This window comes from Microcoleus sp. F4-D5, assembly GCF_036704885.1.
GTDB lineage: Bacteria > Cyanobacteriota > Cyanobacteriia > Cyanobacteriales > Microcoleaceae > Microcoleus.
Genome location: NZ_JAUBSX010000047.1, coordinates 26,796 through 45,273, shown reverse-complemented (window position 1 = coordinate 45,273; position 18,478 = coordinate 26,796). Strand labels below are relative to the sequence as shown.

Annotated in this window: 16 protein-coding genes; 8 read left to right on the top strand and 8 right to left on the bottom strand. The window is 48.9% G+C overall.

Going from position 1 to position 18,478, the window contains the following annotated elements; all coding sequences use genetic code 11:
- The first annotated feature begins 390 nt into the window (after positions 1-390).
- The 8 genes from QUA80_RS20860 (at position 391) to sfsA (ending at position 12,720) form a co-directional block, all read left to right on the top strand.
- Positions 391-555 carry a hypothetical protein gene (locus tag QUA80_RS20860; RefSeq protein ID WP_333426999.1) on the top strand — a complete coding sequence of 55 codons (165 nt, stop codon included), beginning with the start codon at positions 391-393 and terminating at the stop codon, positions 553-555.
- A complete protein-coding gene (locus tag QUA80_RS20855) occupies positions 555-1,088 on the top strand; it encodes a chemotaxis protein CheW (protein ID WP_333427007.1) in 534 nt (177 codons plus the stop codon). The genes QUA80_RS20860 and QUA80_RS20855 overlap by 1 nt, the downstream gene beginning before the upstream one ends.
- A 142-nt stretch (positions 1,089-1,230) precedes the next feature.
- Positions 1,231-4,314, top strand: a complete 3,084-nt coding sequence (locus tag QUA80_RS20850) for a methyl-accepting chemotaxis protein (protein ID WP_333426998.1) — start codon at positions 1,231-1,233, stop codon at positions 4,312-4,314.
- Between the two features lie 57 nt (positions 4,315-4,371).
- Positions 4,372-5,181 (top strand): HNH endonuclease, encoded by an 810-nt coding sequence (locus QUA80_RS20845; protein WP_333426997.1) that lies wholly within the window; start codon positions 4,372-4,374, stop codon positions 5,179-5,181.
- A complete protein-coding gene (locus tag QUA80_RS33895; protein ID WP_445302273.1) occupies positions 5,153-5,278 on the top strand; it encodes a helix-turn-helix domain-containing protein in 126 nt (41 codons plus the stop codon). Before QUA80_RS20845 ends, QUA80_RS33895 begins: the two co-directional genes overlap by 29 nt.
- Positions 5,279-5,329: 51 nt before the next feature.
- The gene (locus QUA80_RS20840) at positions 5,330-10,657 is read left to right on the top strand and encodes a response regulator (protein WP_333426996.1); all 5,328 of its coding nucleotides are present in this window, start codon (positions 5,330-5,332) and stop codon (positions 10,655-10,657) included.
- A 486-nt stretch (positions 10,658-11,143) separates the two neighbouring features.
- On the top strand, positions 11,144-11,806 hold the full coding sequence (locus QUA80_RS20835) for a glutathione S-transferase family protein (RefSeq protein WP_333426995.1): 663 nt from the start codon (positions 11,144-11,146) through the stop codon (positions 11,804-11,806).
- A gap of 176 nt (positions 11,807-11,982) precedes the next feature.
- On the top strand, positions 11,983-12,720 hold the full coding sequence (gene sfsA, locus QUA80_RS20830) for a DNA/RNA nuclease SfsA (protein WP_333426994.1): 738 nt from the start codon (positions 11,983-11,985) through the stop codon (positions 12,718-12,720).
- A gap of 5 nt (positions 12,721-12,725) precedes the next feature.
- On the opposite strand, the gene QUA80_RS20825 is transcribed toward sfsA, so the two are convergent.
- The 8 genes from QUA80_RS20825 to QUA80_RS20790 all read right to left on the bottom strand — a co-directional run bounded on the left by QUA80_RS20825 (position 12,726) and on the right by QUA80_RS20790 (position 17,549).
- A complete protein-coding gene (locus QUA80_RS20825; RefSeq protein WP_333426993.1) occupies positions 12,726-12,953 on the bottom strand; it encodes a hypothetical protein in 228 nt (75 codons plus the stop codon).
- 97 nt (positions 12,954-13,050) lie between these two features.
- A complete protein-coding gene (locus QUA80_RS20820; RefSeq protein WP_333426992.1) occupies positions 13,051-14,328 on the bottom strand; it encodes a S8 family serine peptidase in 1,278 nt (425 codons plus the stop codon).
- 107 nt (positions 14,329-14,435) lie between these two features.
- Complete coding sequence (locus tag QUA80_RS20815; RefSeq protein WP_333426991.1) at positions 14,436-14,837, bottom strand: hypothetical protein; 402 nt, start codon at positions 14,835-14,837, stop codon at positions 14,436-14,438.
- A 374-nt stretch (positions 14,838-15,211) separates the two neighbouring features.
- Positions 15,212-15,559, bottom strand: coding sequence for a DUF1036 domain-containing protein (locus tag QUA80_RS20810; RefSeq protein ID WP_333426990.1), 348 nt, complete (start codon positions 15,557-15,559; stop codon positions 15,212-15,214).
- Positions 15,560-15,612: 53 nt separating this feature from the next.
- The gene (locus tag QUA80_RS20805) at positions 15,613-15,981 is read right to left on the bottom strand and encodes a hypothetical protein (RefSeq protein ID WP_333426989.1); all 369 of its coding nucleotides are present in this window, start codon (positions 15,979-15,981) and stop codon (positions 15,613-15,615) included.
- A gap of 255 nt (positions 15,982-16,236) precedes the next feature.
- Positions 16,237-16,551 (bottom strand): hypothetical protein, encoded by a 315-nt coding sequence (locus tag QUA80_RS20800; protein WP_333426988.1) that lies wholly within the window; start codon positions 16,549-16,551, stop codon positions 16,237-16,239.
- Complete coding sequence (locus QUA80_RS20795; RefSeq protein ID WP_333426987.1) at positions 16,536-16,667, bottom strand: hypothetical protein; 132 nt, start codon at positions 16,665-16,667, stop codon at positions 16,536-16,538. The genes QUA80_RS20800 and QUA80_RS20795 overlap by 16 nt, the downstream gene beginning before the upstream one ends.
- A 150-nt stretch (positions 16,668-16,817) precedes the next feature.
- Positions 16,818-17,549 carry a helix-turn-helix transcriptional regulator gene (locus QUA80_RS20790; protein ID WP_333426986.1) on the bottom strand — a complete coding sequence of 244 codons (732 nt, stop codon included), beginning with the start codon at positions 17,547-17,549 and terminating at the stop codon, positions 16,818-16,820.
- Positions 17,550-18,478: the final 929 nt, after the last annotated feature.

Below are 18,478 nucleotides of genomic sequence, written 5' to 3'. Positions count from 1 at the left end.
GTCGGTAAAACTCTGTTCAATTTCTCGACCCGTGTCGCGCCTAACACGCTCAAAGTGCAAATATAATATACTTGTTCTCCACTTGCAGCCGCTCCGAAAAACCGATGCGCAGAGCCAGTTATTGCTAGGCATTTCTGTACAAAGTCGGAGATTGCAATCAAGCGTCTTAACTGACTCGGTTTATGATTATCGCGACATCAGCCATGTCAACAACCCGTCGTTAATCCGAGTAGCGGTTTAGCATTCATCGTAAAAATTGCCCAGAGTTTTACCAAATTAGCGGCGGTGGGAGTACAAAGTGAAGCTTTACGGTTCCACATTAATTTTTCGCAGTCGATTTGAGCCAATTTGTCAGCAAAGGTCGCGCAAATTATTGATTGCAGTGAATTATTGACGGAGCACATTTATTGCCAAGCAGCTCCTGCAGTCGCGCCATTCACCCCTTGGCTGTGTCAAGCTTGGCTGTGTCAAGTTTTGACCGTCGATGTTGCGATCGGGATCGGCTTGGCGGGAAACGTCAACAATTTGCTAGAAATGCAGGTGTCAGAATTATGATTAGCGGCAGCCCAGACTTTATATTACCAGGACTAGGCGTAGATCAGGCTCCGGAATTCCAAGAACTAGAAACTCCCGAAGGCGAACTGCACCTGCGGTTCTACGTTCCTTCGGGGAACGAGTTCGCACTGCCGGCGACAGGGATTAGAGAGGTACTATCGCCGTCACCAGACCGCATGACACCCATCCCCAACGTTTCTTCTTTGCTTTTAGGTACGCTAAACATGAGAGGACGAGTCATCTGGGTGGCAGATTTGGGCCAATTTCTGGGAGACCAAACACCTCTGAACACAGACAGACCCGAAATCCCCATCGTGGCTGTGGAAGACCAAGACACAATTTTGGGGCTGGCGGTCGATCGAATTGTGGGGATGGCCTGGCTCGACGTAGAACAACTGCACTCTCAGAACAATGCACCAGACGGCATGATTCCATTTCTGAGGGGAGAATGGATGTTAGGTGCACCAGCTCAGAAAGTGCTCCGACTGCTAGATCAAGTAAAAATTCTGCGCTCTGCGCGGTGGGCAGCGTGAAATCGATTTTAGATTTGCGATTTGCGATTTGCGATTGGGGTCTAACCATCAACAGTCACACGACTTGAGGCGCGCATCTAAACATTCAAGATAAAAATCTAAAATCTAAAATCTAAAATCTAAAATCTAAAGAGGGCGGCAAATGGCAACAAGTACCAACTTTCAGCAGGACTATCAACGGGCAGAAGCGGCATACATGGCTGGCAACTATTCAGAAGCCGCGGCCCTAGTTTATCAATTAGTAGAAGATTTTCCCGAAGACCCCAGCGCTCGCCTGCTGTGCGGACACATCTACTGCTACGGACTGCAACAGTACGAGGTGGCACGGGAACAGTACACGGTTGTGCTAAGCCTGAGTGACGACCCGAGTTTGGTCGAACACGCTCACAGCGGAATTAACTACACCGACCAATTTTTATCTGGAGAACTGCAAAAGGAAAGTTTTGAGGCTTTGTCTGCTGAAACTGAATTGGAATTCTACCCAGACTTATCTCTTGATGAAGGGTTAGAAGAACCGGATTTGGGACTGTTTCAAAAAAATTCCCCATCCCTGTCCTATACGAGTCAATCGCCAGACGACCTGGAAAACTTGGACTTGGCAGACTTGGGCATGAATGGCTTGGAGTGGGAACCGCAACAGGAAAATCGCACCGACGCGAACGAAGATTTAGCCTCGCATTCCAACCCCTTTACTAGCGACAGTGGCGGGATGGCAGCTTATGCTGAAACTTCCGAGCCGCTGGATATGGACGAGTTTAGCGACTCGGACTTTGGAGACCCTTTTGCCTCAGATGAGCCAGGGTTTGATGCTGCTGACTTGTCTAGCGACAAAGTGTCTGAGAAACCAGCACCTTACTCAGGAGATTTGTTTTCAGAAGCTCCAACTCAGATGCTCAACGGTCAAAGTTTTGCAGCCCCAGCAATGGGAAATTCCTTGGACTCGAAGGAACTAGACTCCTCCACCGAGCCCTATGACAATTTTGCCGAACCTTTTGGGTCGCTCGATTTGCCAGATGAACTCGACGGCAACTCGGACTACGATTACCAAGCCCCGCCCCAGACTGGCCAAAATCACGGTCAGAACGCACCTCCGGCAGAAGAGGCAGACCCCTTTGCCGAGCCGATGTCGGGTTTCGGGTCTTCTCGCTCTCAAAACAAGCAGCCGAATAACGACTCGGACTACTCGTCAAACTATTCGCTGGCAGAAGACGAAACTCTGCTGATGGGAGGTGCTGTCCCCAACTCTCAAAGTCAAAGGTCGAGCGGGGGACAATTTAATTCGGTCGATCGATCTTCCAACAGCAACGGTTACAGCGATACGGAACCACCGGCATTTGGATCTAGAAACAGCTTCGACTTAGATGCTTTTGAAGACGACGCTTTTAGCGATTCTTTCTCTTTCGATGACAACGAACAAGCGACAGCTTTTGGGGCTTCTGGCAAGAACAGCAGCGGCTGGTCGTCAAAAACTGGGAACACTCAAGAACACAGCGACTTTTTAGACGAATTTGACGAGTTTGACGATTTCGGCAATTTGCCGGACTTTGATATTTCAGAAGATGCCACCAGTTCGATCCTGACTAGAGGTAACACGAATTTCGGCAATTCGAGCAGCGGCATGATGGGTACGACGGGCAGCAGCCTGGACTTTGACAACAGCGACGGCTCGGCAATTCGGGATGATGAGATATTTCTCATAAACGGCCCTGTTGATGCCTCGGTGCCGACTTTTGCTCCCACAGAAATAGAAACGCTGGATACTTCGGTAACTGTAGAACAGGGGGGACTGGCTTTCTTGGAAAATGCCCCTTTGTACACAAAACAGTTGTATACGGCAATCGGGGCGGGATTGGTTTCTCTGGTTGCTGTGGCTTTCGTCACGAACATCGCCTCTTATCAGGCTCTGCGGCAAGAGAAACCGGAGGCGATCGTTTACCTGCGCCAAACAGGCTGGGTAATGACCGCAGCAGCAGGCTTTACGAGCTTTTTAACTTCTTGGGGCATCGGCCAGTTGATCGCCAAGCAGGTGCGCAAGTCCTCGGACAATTTGCAATCTCAGTTCGATGCGGTATCTCAAGGAACTTTGGATGCTCGCGCTACGGTTTACTCGGAAGATGAATTTGGCAAAATGGCTGCTAAATTCAACCACATGGCCAAGGTCATCCAAACCACCATTAGCGATACCAGGCGCAAGTCTGACGAGCAGGAACAGGCAAAAGAAGACTTGCAGCGCCAAGTGATTCGCTTGCTAGACGATGTGGAAGGAGCGGCCCGGGGTGACTTGACTGTGACTGCAGAAGTGACAGCAGACGTTTTGGGTGCTGTTGCTGACTCGTTTAACTTGACAATTCAAAATCTGCGCGAAATCGTCCATCAGGTGAAGCAGGCGGCTCGGGAGGTCAGCAAAGGCGCTACGGATAGTGCCAAGTTTGCGGGAGATTTGTCTTCAGACGCGCTTCGGCAAGCTGAGGAACTGGCGGCAACCCTGAATTCGGTGCAAGTCCTCACCGACGCGATTCAGCGGGTCGCAGAGAGCGCTAGAGAGGCGGAAGAAGTGGCCAGGGGCGCGGCGGCAACGGCTTTGAAAGGCGGCGAGGCTGTGGAGCGGACGGTGGCAGGGATTTTGGAAATTCGCGAGACAGTAGCAGAAACCACGAGAAAAGTCAAGAGGTTGGCAGAAGCTTCTCAAGAAATTTCTAAGATTGTGGCTTTAATTGCAACGATCGCCTCGCGGACGAATTTGTTGGCCCTCAACGCTAGTATTGAAGCCGCAAGGGCTGGGGAAGCGGGCAGAGGATTTGCGATCGTGGCAGACGAAGTGCGACAATTGGCAGACAGATCGGCTAAGTCTTTGAAAGAAATCGAACAGATCGTGATGCAAATTCAAAGCGAAACCGGCGCGGTAATGACGGCGATGGAAGAAGGTACGCAGCAAGTTATTGAGGGGACAAGATTGGCAGAACAAGCGAAGAGATCGCTTGAAGATATCATTCAAGTAACTAATCGAATTGATGTGCTAGTGCGATCGATTACTGCCGATACTGTAGAGCAAAACGAAACAGCTCGCGCCGTAGCTTCTGTTATGCAAGCGGTGGAATTAACTGCTCAAGAAACATCCCAAGAAGCGCAGCGAGTTTCCGGTGCTTTGCAAAATTTGGTAGGCGTTGCTCGCGACCTTTTGACATCGGTAGAAAGATTCCGAGTAGAAACAGCAGAAAGACAATAATTAATTGTCTAATGCTTGTTGTGCTGGCTGATTTACAAGCACGTTGGTCGGGAAAGAATGGCAGACAAAAAGCTACCTCGCAGTATTGAAACCGCTGCGGGGAAGCCAATCCAACACCTAAACAAACTAGGAGTTGCACAGATGGAGGATAACATAGTAGAGGTAATTTATGGCAGATTTGGCGAGATTCAGCCGACGGTCTGTATGATCTATAGTCTAGCAAAAGATAGCAGGGGCTATGCCACCAAAAGACTTCAGATTGACGGGGAATGGAAAACTTTAACAGTCCACCGTTTAGTATTAGAACATTCATTAGGTCGGCAGTTCGGGTCTGAATACTTGGCTTGCCATACTCGCGATGTCCGCAACTCCATTAATTCCAACCAATTGTGGGAATGTTATCGGCTGGAAAAATCTCAAAACAGGTTGAAAAAAGGACGTATTAAAGGACGTATTAAAGATGTAGGAAGTACCTCTGCACCGACCACTCAAAAACAACTGCGAGGTCGAGAAATAATTCCCGGTATTCTGGTCCAAAGACAGCCGAACGGCTCCAGGATTTGTACCTTGGCTAAAAGAAGTGATGGTTGCGCCATTAAGGGTACTAAAATTAACGGTAAAACACAAAGTTTCTACGCTCGCAGACTGGTACAGGAACACAAACTTGGACGGCCTGTCAAACCAGGTTATTTTGCTTGGCACAGTTGTGACGATCGCGGTTGTGTCAATCCCGACCATTTATGGGAAGGAACCCCGGCCGATAACTCCCGCGATGCCAAGCGAAAAAAACCGCTTTCCTTTCGTTCCATCTGTCAACCGCAAACTCAAAGCAGAACAGGTGCAGGAGATTCGCTATCTTTTAAGTGAGGGCATATCGAAAGCAAAAATAGCCAGGACATTTGCCATATCTCGCAGTCAGATTATTCTCTTGGCAAGGGGCGAGATATACAAAGACATTCTCTAGAACTACTAACATAGACCCAATACAATAACGCTTAAAATCAGGAATAAAACTATGCTGCCGGAGCAACAACAGAGGATAATGGGATACTTTATTGAGGAGGCAAAAGACCACCTCAATACGATCGAACAAGGCTTGCTGAATCTGCAAACTACGATCGAAGACCCAGAATTGGTCAACGAAGTATTTAGGGCCGCTCACTCTGTTAAAGGAGGAGCAGCAATGCTGGGGCTGGCCAGCATTCAGCAAACAGCTCACCGACTAGAAGATAGTTTTAAAGTTTTAAAAGAGTGCAGCGTTAAAGTAGACCAACAGCTAGAGTCCCTGTTTCTGCGAATTTTTGACACGTTGCAAGGGCTGTTAGAGCAACTGTCGGGACCTTTTGGGCTGACAGAGGAGTTGGGAGAACAGATGGTTCGAGAATTAGAACCAGTATTTGAAGAACTCAACGGACACTTGGGCGGCCTCGTCGGACACGGAGAACACCATGCAGACGAGACCAGCCCTGTGGCAGTACCCGAACCAGTTATGGCAGGGGTGGGAATCGCGGCGTTTGGCTCATCGAGGAGTTTTGCCGACTCGGGGTCAGTTTACGCACCTGATGCCAGAGCAACAGAAGAAAGCGCCCTGCAGCTAGTATTTGACTCGGACGTGCCGGCGATGATGCGGGAAATGCTGCAAGAGTTCAAACAGCCCGAGGGGTCTGAAAGCAAGCGGCAGCTCAAGAACATTTGTCGGAACTTGCTCAAGGCGGGGGAGGAATTTGAACTGCCTGGCTGGATAGAGTTGATCGAAGTTGTAGAAAAGGCGATCGCCAACCCCGACAATACCTACCGCACCTTAGCCCCAACGGTCATCAAAGACATCAAACAAGCCCAAGAATTGATACTTTCGGGTCGAGAAGAGTCGATCGCACCGAGCGCAAAACTTCTGGCGCTGCTGCCGGCGGTTGCGATCCCAGAAACGGATTTTGAAGATTTGCTGGCATTCGCTCAACCGCTTACGTCGGGGAAAAATGCGGTTTCTGTTGAGGATGCGGCCTGGGATTTGGTCGGATCTGGCGATTCCCGGGCGGGGGAACAAATCCAGCCGACTATTTCAGGGCTGAGCCTAGACGAGCTGTTCGACCAACTCGACACCGGCGAGACCAATGATTACAGCAGCGGCCGATCGCCCCAGTTCGACGATTCCCCGGGATTTGGAGAATCGGATCAGGAGACGGGTGCTTCGGGGCGATCGGCCCGCACCGGCCCGGAAGTGGGCGCGGCAGAACTCAACAGTTTAGCTGACTTGTTTGACGGCGAGTCCCCGGATCTCGACGGCGCTTGGGAAGAAGAAGAAGACCTCGACTATGCCCAGTCTTCTAGAATGCTGGCGGAGGGAATGCTGGAGTCAGAGGATGACAATTCCGGCGATTTTACTGATTTGTTGTTTGACGAATACGGTGAGGAAAATTCCGAAGGCAACGGGGAGCCTCCGATTGACGACCTCACGAATTTGTTTGGGGAGGATTTGCTGTTTGGAGGCGAGCCAGAGGGTTCTGCCGGGGCCGCAGGTCAGGAAAAAGCGGGTTTGAGCCAGCCGTTAACTGGCAAACAGCTTAAAAATGGTAAAGATAGGAGCGGTTTGGAGCTGCAAGACAGCACGGTAGCCCCAGCTACGGGACAAGAAGCTGAGGAAGATGCCCTGGGTACGCTTTTAGACGAAGTGGCGGCCCAAACTTCTGCTGTTGCTGGAGACAATGGTGATTTGGATGACTTGTTCGGCGATTTAGGCTTATCTGAGGCAGCGGGTGTCCCGGCAGTTGCTTCTGAGCGTTCTCTCAATCCTGGCACTTGGGAGGCAGAATTTTCCGAGCCAGCAGCAGGCGGCGGCAATGATTCAAGGGATACCGACACGCTCGCTCAAGATGAAATAGATGAAATAAATGATTTCGAGTTTCTCTCTGAGCTAGGCGAGGACTCGGATTTGAGCGAGCACTTCGACATGACTTCTGGTTTCCTGTCTTCAGAAGGCGAAGGTGGGAACAGCGAGGGCGATCGATATTTAGCTGCTCGCAGCACACAAAACGAGGAAATTGGCAGCTTTTTTAACATGACACCAAATTCTGATTTAGATATCTCCGCAGATGAAAATTGGCTAGAAGATGCTTTCGACATGGAAGACGAGTCAGTGCCACCGGCAAACCCGGAGCTGGAGGATACGGATTTAGATGCGCTGTTTGGCGATATCGCCTCGGGCTCGATTTCTGGAGATGAGGAGACCGTACACGGGCAATTCGCTGCTACTTCCCGAGAGGCTGCAGATTTGGCTGAGCTGTTCGGTTCTGTACCTACGGGTACTGAGTATGATGGTGAAGCTTCCGGGCAAGTCCATGGGGATTGGCTGAATTTAGACGGGGATTCAGAATTGCCGAGTGCTGGTGTGGAACCGGATGAGAGCGAGTTGGCGAGTTGGTTCTCGAACAATGCTGCGCCTGTTTCCGACGAAGGCTTGGCAGATTTGGCAGCGGTTGAACTTGGGGCCTTGTCGGGCCGTCCTGATTCGGAAATTTCCAGTGTCGAGTCTGATGGGGGCGCAACTTTCGAGCAGTTGGAGGATATGTTTGGCGAAGGGCTGGTGCTGCCTGCGGATGGGCCAACTGCGGGAGATGAGAGCGAGGCTCTTGATTTGCAGGAGTTGTCGCCGGAAGTTGCCGAGGGCTGGTTCGACGAGGTGGGTGCGGATTTGTTCGCTCGACCCGACGAAACAGATATTGTTGCCAAGTCCGAGGGTGATGATGATTTGTTTGCAGCGCTGGAAACCGATTTTTCTGCTGGGGATTTAGAGGTGCTGTCGGCAGCATCTCTCGATGGCATATTTGATGGTGATGCTGATTTGCTCGAAGCACTCGAAACCGGAGCGACCCTCAAGAGCGAAGATTTGGAGGGTTTTGATGATTTGTTGGATTCGATCGATGCTGAGGTTCTGGTGACTTCGGAACTGACGACCGGCTTTTGGGACGGTGACGAAGTGCCGGCCGCTGAAGATTCGTCCGAGTCGGAAGATAGTGGATCGCTGGCGGACTTTTTTAGCGGTGACGAATCAGGTGGTGAGGATGCCGAAGACAATTTTGACGATTTAGAAGCGCTGTTAATTGCAGGGGGCGCTGGGGCTGCAATAGCAGCCTCTGGGGGAACAAATCAGAGCCCGGTAAATACGGAAGTTTTCTCGGATCTCGAAGAGCTCCTCAGCGAGAGCGCAACTGTGCCGGAAATTCAGGGGTTAGCGCCGACAACTGGCAGCAAAGCTCCGCCCGCTGCTGCCGACGATCGGAGCGATGACGAATTTGGCGATTTGGAAAAACTGCTGGAAGATTCCAAGGACAGCGGCCGTCAAGGGGAAGGCAATATTGGGTCGTCGGCGCTCAACAGACCGAGGCGGAATACCCGCGCGGGCGGGTTCGGCGACCAGACGATGCGGGTGCCGGTCAAGCAACTGGACAACCTCAGCAATTTGATGGGGGAACTGGTGGTGAACCGCAACAGTTTGGAGCAAGACCAAGAACGGATGCGGCAGTTTTTGGACAATTTGCTGCACCAGGTGACGCTGCTGAGCGACGTGAGCCAGCGGACTCAGGATTTCTACGAGCGGAGTCTTTTGGAGATTGCTTTGCTGGCAAACCGCCAGGGACAACGATCGTCCTGGCGCTCTGAGGATCAGGCTCACACTCGGGAAAGTGCCTGGAGACCGGAGGAAATGGACAGGTTTACTCCTTTCCACAGTTTGGCTCAGGAGATTATTGAGCTGATCGTGCGGGTGCGGGAGTCGGCTGCAGACATTGAGTTTTTGGTGGATGAGGCGGATCAGGTGACTCGCCAACTGCGCCAAGTCACGACTCAACTGCAAGAAGGTTTGACTCGCGCCCGGATGAAGCCGTTTGCGGAGACGACGGACAGGCTGTTCCGGGCGGTGCGGGAAATTGCCATCAAGTGCGGGAAGCAGGCTCAGTTGCAGGTTGAGGGCAAGGATATTTTGATCGACAAGATGATTGTGGATCAACTTTATGACCCGATGACTCATTTGGTGAACAATGCGATTACTCACGGGATCGAACCGCCGGAGGTGCGTCAGGCGGCCGGGAAGCCCCCAGTGGGCAGGATTACGATTCGGGCTTTCCACCAAGGGAATCAAACGGTGATTTCGGTTTCTGACGACGGGGCCGGAATTGACCCGCAAAAGGTGAAGGCGAAGGCGATCAAGCAGGGTTTGCTGACGGCGGCTCAGGCTCAGAGGATGTCTCGATCGGAAGTTTACGATTTGCTGTTTATGCCCGGTTTCAGCACTCAGGAACAAGCTACGGAGTATGCCGGCCGCGGGGTCGGTATGGATGTGGTGCGGACTTGTTTGCACGAGATTCGGGGGACGGTGGGGATTGATTCGACGATCGGCAAGGGGACTGTGTTTACCATCCGTTTACCTCTGGTGTTGAGCATTTCTAAGGCTCTGACTTGCATTAGCGATCGGGCTCGGATTGCTTTCCCGATGGACGGGGTGGAGGATATGATCGACGTGCCTCGGGATCAGGTGACGACGGGGGATGACGGTTTGCCCTGCATTGAGTGGCGGGGTTCGATTTTGCCGTTCCGGCCGCTGCGCGATTTGCTGGCTTATAACCGCCATTTGGGCCGGGGCAGCGTTTACGGGTTTAATACTGACGATGACATGATTTCGGTGATCGTGCTGCGGTCTGCTGGCAATTTCTTGGCGGTGCAGGTGGATCAGGTTTCGACGGAACAGGAAATCGTGATCAAGCAGTTGGAGGGGCCTGTGCCGAAGCCGATCGGGATTGCGGGTGCTACGGTGCTCGGGGACGGCCGGATCGTCGCGATTGCCGACGTTCTGGAACTGATCGATTTGGCTACGGGAAGGCTGCGGAAGGAAGCTGGCGGTACGCTGTGGGATGAGACCGAGAAGGCTACTAAGGAGGCGGAAACAGAGAAGACTGAGCCGACTGTGCTGATTGTGGATGATTCGATTACGGTGCGATCGCTGCTTTCGATTACCTTTGAGAAAGCTGGCTACCGGGTTGAAGAAGCTCGCGACGGTAAGGAAGCTTGGGAAAAGATGAAATCTGGTTTGCCTTGCGATATCGTGTTCTGCGATATTGAGATGCCGAGAATGGACGGTTTGGAACTGCTTTCTCGGATGCAGAAGGATGCGGTTTTGTGCGAGTTGCCGATCGCGATGCTAACTTCTCGCGGTGCTGATAGACACCGCCAAATGGCTTACAGTTTGGGTGCCAAAGGCTATTTTACCAAGCCTTATTTGGAGGAGCAATTGCTTGATGCTGCTTCTCGGATGTTGAAGGGTGAGGTTGTTGGTGCTCCGGCTATGGTGTAAGTGGGTGAGGTTTGAAAATAGCTGAGTCCTGTGAGGGCGATCTGCGCGATCGCCCTCACAGGACTTGTTTTGCATCCGGTCAATTACCAACAATCAAACCAATTTTATTGTCGATCGTCCCCGAGCCCGATGTTGAGAAACCGGGTTTTTTACGCAAATACCCGTTGTAGACCGCAGATTCGGTAAAAAACCCGGTTTCTGAGTTCCGATGGGTAAGTCCCACAGTCCTGACAAATATGGTTTTGTTTCCCTCTTTTTTCAGCCATTTTTATTGATATGGGTGGACTGACAGTCCGGACAAATTATAGGTTTTGTTAGTTGAGTATATCTGTTGAGCATACCCTAAATGTGCAACGCCGACAGGACAAGGCGATGCCGTTTCCCTTTTTTATCTGCGTGCCTGTGTTTCGTGCTATCATTTTTTGGAGTTAATTCGCTCTAGCAACTCACGAAATTTTAGCAATTTAACTGTTAGGAGATTTGACTGTGCTGAAACTTTATTACAATCCGCTGTCCACTAATGCTCGCCGAGTCTGGATTGCTTTGCTGGAAAAAGAGATTCCGTTTGAATTAGTGGCGCTCAAGTTAAATGGCGATCAATTTCAGCCTGATTTTCTGGCAATTAGCCCTTTTCACCACGTTCCTGTTTTAGCTGATGGGGATTTTCATTTAATAGAAACGCTGGCAATTCTTGATTATTTGGAAGCTAAGTATCCTGCCCCTGCACTGCTACCGGAGGATGCTAAAGAAAGAGCGATCGTCCGAATGGTACAAATGGTAGCAGTCAACGAATTGTCACCGGCAATGAGTCCTTTGGTACGCCAGACTTTCGGTGGGGCGGGCGACCCGGAGAAGTTGGAACAAACTCGACAGCAAGTGGCGGCGGTACTGAGGTTTTTTGAGGATTTATTGGGCGATCGACCTTTTTTTGGCAGCAGCAGTGGCATTACCCTCGCCGATGTTGTGGCAGGAGTTTCTGTGCCTTGGCTGCCCGAGTTAGGCGTGTCTTTGGAAAAATACCCCAATTTGCAGGCTTGGGGCGATCGGCTAAATTCCCGCGCTTCTTGGCAAAAAACTCAAGCCAGTCCCGAACTGGTGGAAGCCTTTAAATCGCAGATGAAACAGTTGATAAAAGGTCAGCAAAGTTAGCCTTTGAGCTACTAAATCAATTAGTTAAGAAAGACATGGGAAAACTGGATTTGATAACCGTGTTTCCCGGCGAAGAGACTTTGCAGTGGCACAAACTCTCGTCCCTGTCTAAGAAACAAAAAAAGAGGCATAGCGAACCAGATTTCTTATGACTAATGACCGATGACTAATTACTAATGAATAACTTAATTTACAAATATCCTCCTCTTGTACCAGGAATTCTCATCAAGCGGTACAAGCGATTTTTTGCCGAAATCGAACTAGATTCGGGAGAAATAATTACCGCGCACTGTCCGAATACCGGCCCGATGACTGGTGTTTGCATTCCCGGCAATCCAGTGCTAGTATCTCCCAGCGACAATCCTAAACGCAAGTTAGCTTATACTTGGGAATTAATTAAAGTTTGCGACACTGTGCCAACTTGGGTGGGAGTTAATACTGGGCTGCCAAATCGAGTAGTTAAATTAGCTTTGGAATTAGGTTTGTTTCCCGAGTTGGGTAATTACAGTTTAATTCAACCAGAAATAGTTTACGGGCTAGACAAAAAAAGCCGAGTTGATTTTTGGTTGACGGGCGATACTCAACCAATTTTTCTAGAAGTTAAAAATACAACTTGGGCAAAAGAAAACTTGGCTTTATTTCCCGATACTGTCACAGAAAGAGGACAGAAACATTTGAGGGAATTGATCGAAGTTGTGCGGCAGGGTTCGAGGGCTGTAATGCTGTATTTTATTAATCGCGGGGATTGTACTGATTTTGCTCCGGGGGATAGTGCCGATCGCCTTTACGGAGAATTGTTCAGACAGGCTATGAGTGAAGGTGTCGAAGTTTTGCCTTGCCGGTTTGACGTGACTCCGGAAGGTGTTCGCTATTTGGGGTTAGCAAAACTGGATCTACTAACCCTAAATGATTGATTAGTTTAAATTGCCCGCATTTCTCGATCGATCTCGACACTAGCCACACCCGTTACGCTCTTTAGTCCTTCTAGCTTCGACTGAGAAACTTCTCCAGTAACGATGCCAATCACAGGCAGCACCTGCTCCACTTTCATGCCCGCCGATTCTAAGGCAGTGACAACCGATTGAATTACCGATATGTTTTGATCGTCAACAGTCACTATGATGCGCTGTACTTGTTCGTCAGACATATTTAGCATCCTTTGGAGTAAATCCATTGCGCTATTGTAAATTGTCTTCAGTTATCCCCGCAGGCTTAAAGTGCTGCGGGGATTTGGGTATTCTGCATTACGGAGCTTGTACTAAACCGCTTCCGACACGAGTATTTGGCAAGGGTAGCGCCATAGCATAGGAAGTCAGCAATTGCCAAAGTTCAGCACCTCGTTTACCAGTCGATTCGGCATACAGGGCCGCGATGCCAGCTACGTGAGGTGTAGCCATGCTAGTGCCGTTCCAGGCAGCATAACGCCCTTTATTCATAGGCAGTGATGAGTATACTTTCACTCCTGGAGCGGCGATATCGACTTTAGTTCCTTGAATGAGGTCAGAGTTAGCCGAGAAGTCAGGCACTTGGACACAGTTATCGACGGCTGCAACAGCCATAATCGAGAGGCTATTCGCTGGTTGTCCAACGGTTTTGGTTGGTCCGTGGTTGCCGGCGGCCGCCACGATCAGACACCCATTTTGCAGTGCCCGACGACCGACAGTTTCGTAGGCCGTAGAGGGCTTTGGATTGGTGTTTCCTAATGACATCGAGATCACTTGACACCCATTGGCGATCGCCCATTCCATCCCCGCCAGAATCCAGCCACCAGCGCCGCTACCGGCATTGCTCAACACTTTACCGACATAAATGGTCGATTCGCGAGCAACCCCGTACCTGCGGCCGTTGAGATCCTTGAACCCGCACGCTGTTCCAATGCAGTGGGTACCGTGACCCATCCCATCTTGTACGTCCTCTCCTGGGACGAAAGACTGCGACACGATCGATCGACCTGCGAAGTCGGGATGTTGGAGATCCATCCCCGTATCCAGCACCGCAACTTTCATTCCACTACCAGTCAACAGAGAGTTCATCACCTTCGTTGCCTTCAGACCCCAAGTAGATTGGATATCATCGGAAAAACATGGTTGGGCTGCGATTTCTGCTGCTTCTGTAGTAGTGGCTTTCTCGTACAGGTTATTCACCGCATCGCGATAGCCGCGCAAATATTCTGCCGACAAACCATCGCTAATGGCGTAGAAAGTGCGCTCCGGTTCGATCGCCAGAATAGCCGAATCCTCTCCCGCTGAGGTCATAATGCTGCTGAAACCCCCTTCGTCTAACGAGACGACGGCCACGCCGAGAGTGGGAAACACCGCTCCCCCTGCTGCTGCAATTTGGCTCAAGTCTAGAGCAGAGTCGGGGAAATCGGCAGCATTTGCCAGTCCTCTGATGCCAGTTTGGTCGCTCAGGAGGTCTAATCCTTCTGTCACCGCATCTTCGCGGAAAGTAATAATGTAACGCCCTGTTGTTTCATCGGCTTGGGCAGTTGCTGGGATGTGAAAACTAGGTTGTTCAGACATAAATACCTCTGATTGAGTGTTCGATAATGCCTTTAGTTGGAAAAGAGATTTATTGAATTCCAAGGCTGTGACTTGTGAGGAAACAGCCCTGTATTTCATCCATGCTCCTAAGGGTTGAATACGAAATAGTCAACATAGAGCCGAATCGGGCTTCCCCATTCGATGTTGACCCAAATACTAACAACACCGTTGTTTGGGGCAACATTATGGAGAGTATATCGAGCATTACCGATAAACTTTCCACCTCCAGCAGCACCTTCACCAATCGCGACGAAAACGAGAGAGTCGCGTGTGATTATGCCCCAATTAAGATGCAAGATGTGCTGTCCGTTGCGATCGCCCCAGTCATGGCGATAACGGTAGCCATTACCGAAAAACGTTTGGGGCGAAGCTCCTTCTTGAGGTGCGCCCAGTTGACGCACCTCAAGAAGGTTAGCCTCTTGGTTTTCCTGAGCTGCTGGAAACTGTGGCATCGAAGTCGATGCAGGAAATTCTGTTGTAGGAGACATAGTTTATTTCCTTGTTGTTGAACAACGTTAATGGGAAGTAGTTTCTAGCTATCTGCTGAAGCTAGATAAATGCTTTTGATCTAATAATCATCCAAATTTATTTGGAGAACAATACGACGATCCGCGTATAGGATTATGAAGATATTGCAACAACTTACGTAACTGTTACGATTCGTGTTTGGATTGATTTGTCAAGTTAAATTTAGAATAAAAATTTAACTTGACCAAGAATTTCAAAGGTGGTACCCGCCACGCGATCGATCCGTGGAATCAATCCAAAATCGCAAATCGAAAATCCTCAACCCCCCGCATTTATCTCGCGCAAGTCAATCCAAAATCGAAAATCGAAAATCGAATGACAACGCCACTCAGATTTATGCTGTCAAATTCAGCGTGAAATTGTCGTAACTGTTAATATCAAGCAACCGGAAGCCTACATTAGTTGCTTGGCTGCTGCTTGTCCACTCACACCAGTCAAATGCTTGTGGAGGGACTGGCCTGACGTAAGGCCCTGACCAATGTGCTCCGTTATCAGCCTCGGCATAGTAACAGTAGTAGCGATTCAGGCTACGCAAACTCCCCCCATACACCACTTTGCATTCGCCAGGATTGAGCCGCCACCAACCTTTTTTTGCCCAATTTCCACCATCGGGGCAGTTGGGACGATAGTACATAATAGCGACCCAAACACCATGTGTATACTTGTTGCAAATTGTGAGCATATTCCACCTCTTACAATGAGTAATTGTCAATCAATAGGCTTCTAGACCCCTTTTTAAGAACGAGTCACTTCTGGTAAAACTTCTTTGTTTTCTACAGCGGACGTAGATGATGCGCGTAGCGTGTGAAGCAAGGTTTGATTTTCGATGCCCGGTTTAGCATCAGATTGACCTTCACTAGCTGCGAAATCTTGTTTCAGTACACCGAAATCAACAAAATCGACTGTTGAATCTTCTTGGCTTTTTTGAGGTAAAACTTCTTTGTTTTCCACAGCGGACGTAGATGATGCGCGTAGCGTGTGAAGCAAGGTTTGATGTTCGATGCCCGGTTTAGCATCAGATTGACCTTCGCGAACTGCCGAATCCTGTTTCTGAACACCGATATCGACAAAATCGACCGTTGCATCTACATTATTGGTTTCCATTTTTACCTCCGCAGTTATTTTTTTGGGACATAAATTAGAGACTCCCTATAGCGTTCTCTCTAATACTCCTCAAAATAAACTTTGGAAACAATACGACGATCCGCGTACAGGATTGTGAAGACATTGCAACAAATTTTGCCTTTTTTGGCATAGCTTTTTCTCACAAGCCTTTGGCGTGAAAAATCCGGCCGGAAACCCCAGCGCCAAGCCTTGCGTTTATGGCGTATGGCGTGGGGTTTCCGGCAAAAAAGCTAGCTACAAGCAGATAATCGTGCCACTCTGAGAAACACACTTCCACGAGGAAAAAGGAGTCGTCCGATAACAAGCCTGTGCTTTATAAGTCAGACACTTACCTTGTAAACACATTTGAATTGATGCCTTAGCTAAAAGGATATTCCCTTGAAGTGTCTGGCACTTATTGAGACCTATATTGGCGCAGGCTACCTCAAGTCCTGCCAGTTTCAGGCAGACTTTAAAGCCATCGCCAATTTTGGAATAGCAAATTGCGATCGGTCCAATGATGTTAAAGCAACCGGAGAGGGCTTCATGGAGTTCTAAAGTTGCTGGCATCTCCCGGCTGCGGGTACTTCCGCAACACCTTCTGGACTAACCAAGGTGGCTAGTCCCTCCCCATCTAGGAATTCTAAAGGATCGTAGTCGAGTTCTATCAATTCATGGTTTGCCATAATCTTGTTGCCTTCATTTAGGTTTTAGTTGTTGTCAATTAGACACTTCAGGCAAACAGCAACTACGGTGACGCTGTTTGCTTTCTTTGTGTATGCTCTAATTCTCTTCAACATCAATTCGGGCAATAATACGACCATCTGCGTATTCAATTATGAAGATATTGCAACAGATTCTGCTTTTAATAACCCCAATTTTTCCAGAGCAACCATAACAGCAGCAGTCCGGGTTTGTACGCTTAGTTTCCCGTAAAGATGCTCGAGATGTTTACGCACTGTTCCTTCACTGCAACCGAGAACTTTAGCGATTGCTGCATTGCTTTTGTCTTTGGTAATCCAGAATAAAACCTCCGCCTCGCGTTTGGTGAGTCCTAGCAATTCCAGGGCGGAAATAGATAAAGATTGCAGTTCTTCTTCCTCTAATAGCAACAGATATTGCTCCTTGATGGGATCGGGAATCAGACGGACGCTCAACTGTCTTCCTGCTTGTTGAATGTGCAATGGTAAACAGCGAGATGGAACATCTCCGTTGAACTTGAGTCGCGCAATCTGATCTTTGAACCAATGTTGTAAGGATTCTGGCAAGGAATATGGGATGTGGGGTAAAAAATACTGGCTCAAAAGTTCTTCTGCCCGTTGAGTCATGAATTTCACTTGCCCTGCAATCTCCACAACTATCGCCCCTACCCGATCCAAGATTTGCTTGACTAATACCTTAATGAAATTATCTGACTCTTTGTTAGTGCGATCGCTCTTGACTTTGAGAGTAGAATTTTGGTACCAATTTTGGTATTTTTTTGCCTCAGCTTTTGCTGTTGGGAATTTATCAATACCTTCAGATGTCAAAATAATTGCGCGCTGACGCTTTTGTGTCTGGGAATTCATGAGAAGTATCTCCATTGGCATACAGGGTGAGAATGACGAAATCAGATACCTTTGCGGTGGGCATATCTAGCTCATTTCACTCTTGTTGAGGTCTACAACTGTAGAAATGCACTCTGAAATTTTTTGACAGTCCCTGATTTAAGTTGCTTTTTTTAAGTAATCACTAACTAATAACACTCGCTAGCTGTTAGTTACCAGTCGCATAATCGAGTGACTTGCATAAATTTTATTTTTGTGTTAAAGGCAGTAGGTAGGTAGGCGGAATTAAACCGCTCTATGTAACAGTATGTAAACAGGGCTGACTTAGCCACGCTTAAGGCATTTGGATATTTGACAATCGTTTACATAATTGCGTTTTACAGCGCCTACCTACTTAGAGGGTATTGTATAGATTAGCGATCGGCGAAAAATAAAGTGACAGTCAATCGATTTTAGATTTTAGATTTTAGATTTTAGATTGAAGAAAGCAACCCCACGGATTTATGCGGGGGCTTGTACCCTGGTTGTTTTCGGTCAGGACAAAATTTTACTATCAAATCCGCAAAATATCAATTTCTACATGAGAGACGATCGCGCTGATTGGAAAAACGCGATCGCTTTCAACACCTAGCCCTGTAAAAAAACCTAGCTGTTTATTAATCTTGAAGAGAAACAAGCCTAATCCTGCAACAGCAAGGGCAGCAATATTGCATCGATTTTAGATTTTAGATTTTAGATTTTAGATTGAAGAAAGCAACCCCACGGATTTATGCGGGGGCTTGTACCCTGGTTGTTTTCGGTCAGGACAAAATTTTACTATCAAATCCGCAAAATATCAATTTCTACATGAGAGACGATCGCGCTGATTGGAAAAACGCGATCGCTTTCAACACCTAGCCCTGTAAAAAAACCTAGCTGTTTATTAATCTTGAAGAGAAACAAGCCTAATC

What these genes read in the sequence shown, in the direction of transcription:
- QUA80_RS20850 (WP_333426998.1), top strand. Translation starts at nt 1,231, where the DNA reads ATGGCAACAAGTACCAACTTTCAGCAGGACTATCAACGGGCAGAAGCG.
- QUA80_RS20845 (WP_333426997.1), top strand. Translation starts at nt 4,372, where the DNA reads ATGGCAGACAAAAAGCTACCTCGCAGTATTGAAACCGCTGCGGGGAAG.
- QUA80_RS20840 (WP_333426996.1), top strand. Translation starts at nt 5,330, where the DNA reads ATGCTGCCGGAGCAACAACAGAGGATAATGGGATACTTTATTGAGGAG.
- sfsA (WP_333426994.1), top strand. Translation starts at nt 11,983, where the DNA reads ATGAATAACTTAATTTACAAATATCCTCCTCTTGTACCAGGAATTCTC.
- QUA80_RS20825 (WP_333426993.1), bottom strand. Translation starts at nt 12,953, where the DNA reads ATGTCTGACGAACAAGTACAGCGCATCATAGTGACTGTTGACGATCAA.
- QUA80_RS20820 (WP_333426992.1), bottom strand. Translation starts at nt 14,328, where the DNA reads ATGTCTGAACAACCTAGTTTTCACATCCCAGCAACTGCCCAAGCCGAT.
- QUA80_RS20815 (WP_333426991.1), bottom strand. Translation starts at nt 14,837, where the DNA reads ATGTCTCCTACAACAGAATTTCCTGCATCGACTTCGATGCCACAGTTT.
- QUA80_RS20810 (WP_333426990.1), bottom strand. Translation starts at nt 15,559, where the DNA reads ATGCTCACAATTTGCAACAAGTATACACATGGTGTTTGGGTCGCTATT.
- QUA80_RS20805 (WP_333426989.1), bottom strand. Translation starts at nt 15,981, where the DNA reads ATGGAAACCAATAATGTAGATGCAACGGTCGATTTTGTCGATATCGGT.
- QUA80_RS20800 (WP_333426988.1), bottom strand. Translation starts at nt 16,551, where the DNA reads ATGCCAGCAACTTTAGAACTCCATGAAGCCCTCTCCGGTTGCTTTAAC.
- QUA80_RS20795 (WP_333426987.1), bottom strand. Translation starts at nt 16,667, where the DNA reads ATGGCAAACCATGAATTGATAGAACTCGACTACGATCCTTTAGAATTC.
- QUA80_RS20790 (WP_333426986.1), bottom strand. Translation starts at nt 17,549, where the DNA reads ATGAATTCCCAGACACAAAAGCGTCAGCGCGCAATTATTTTGACATCT.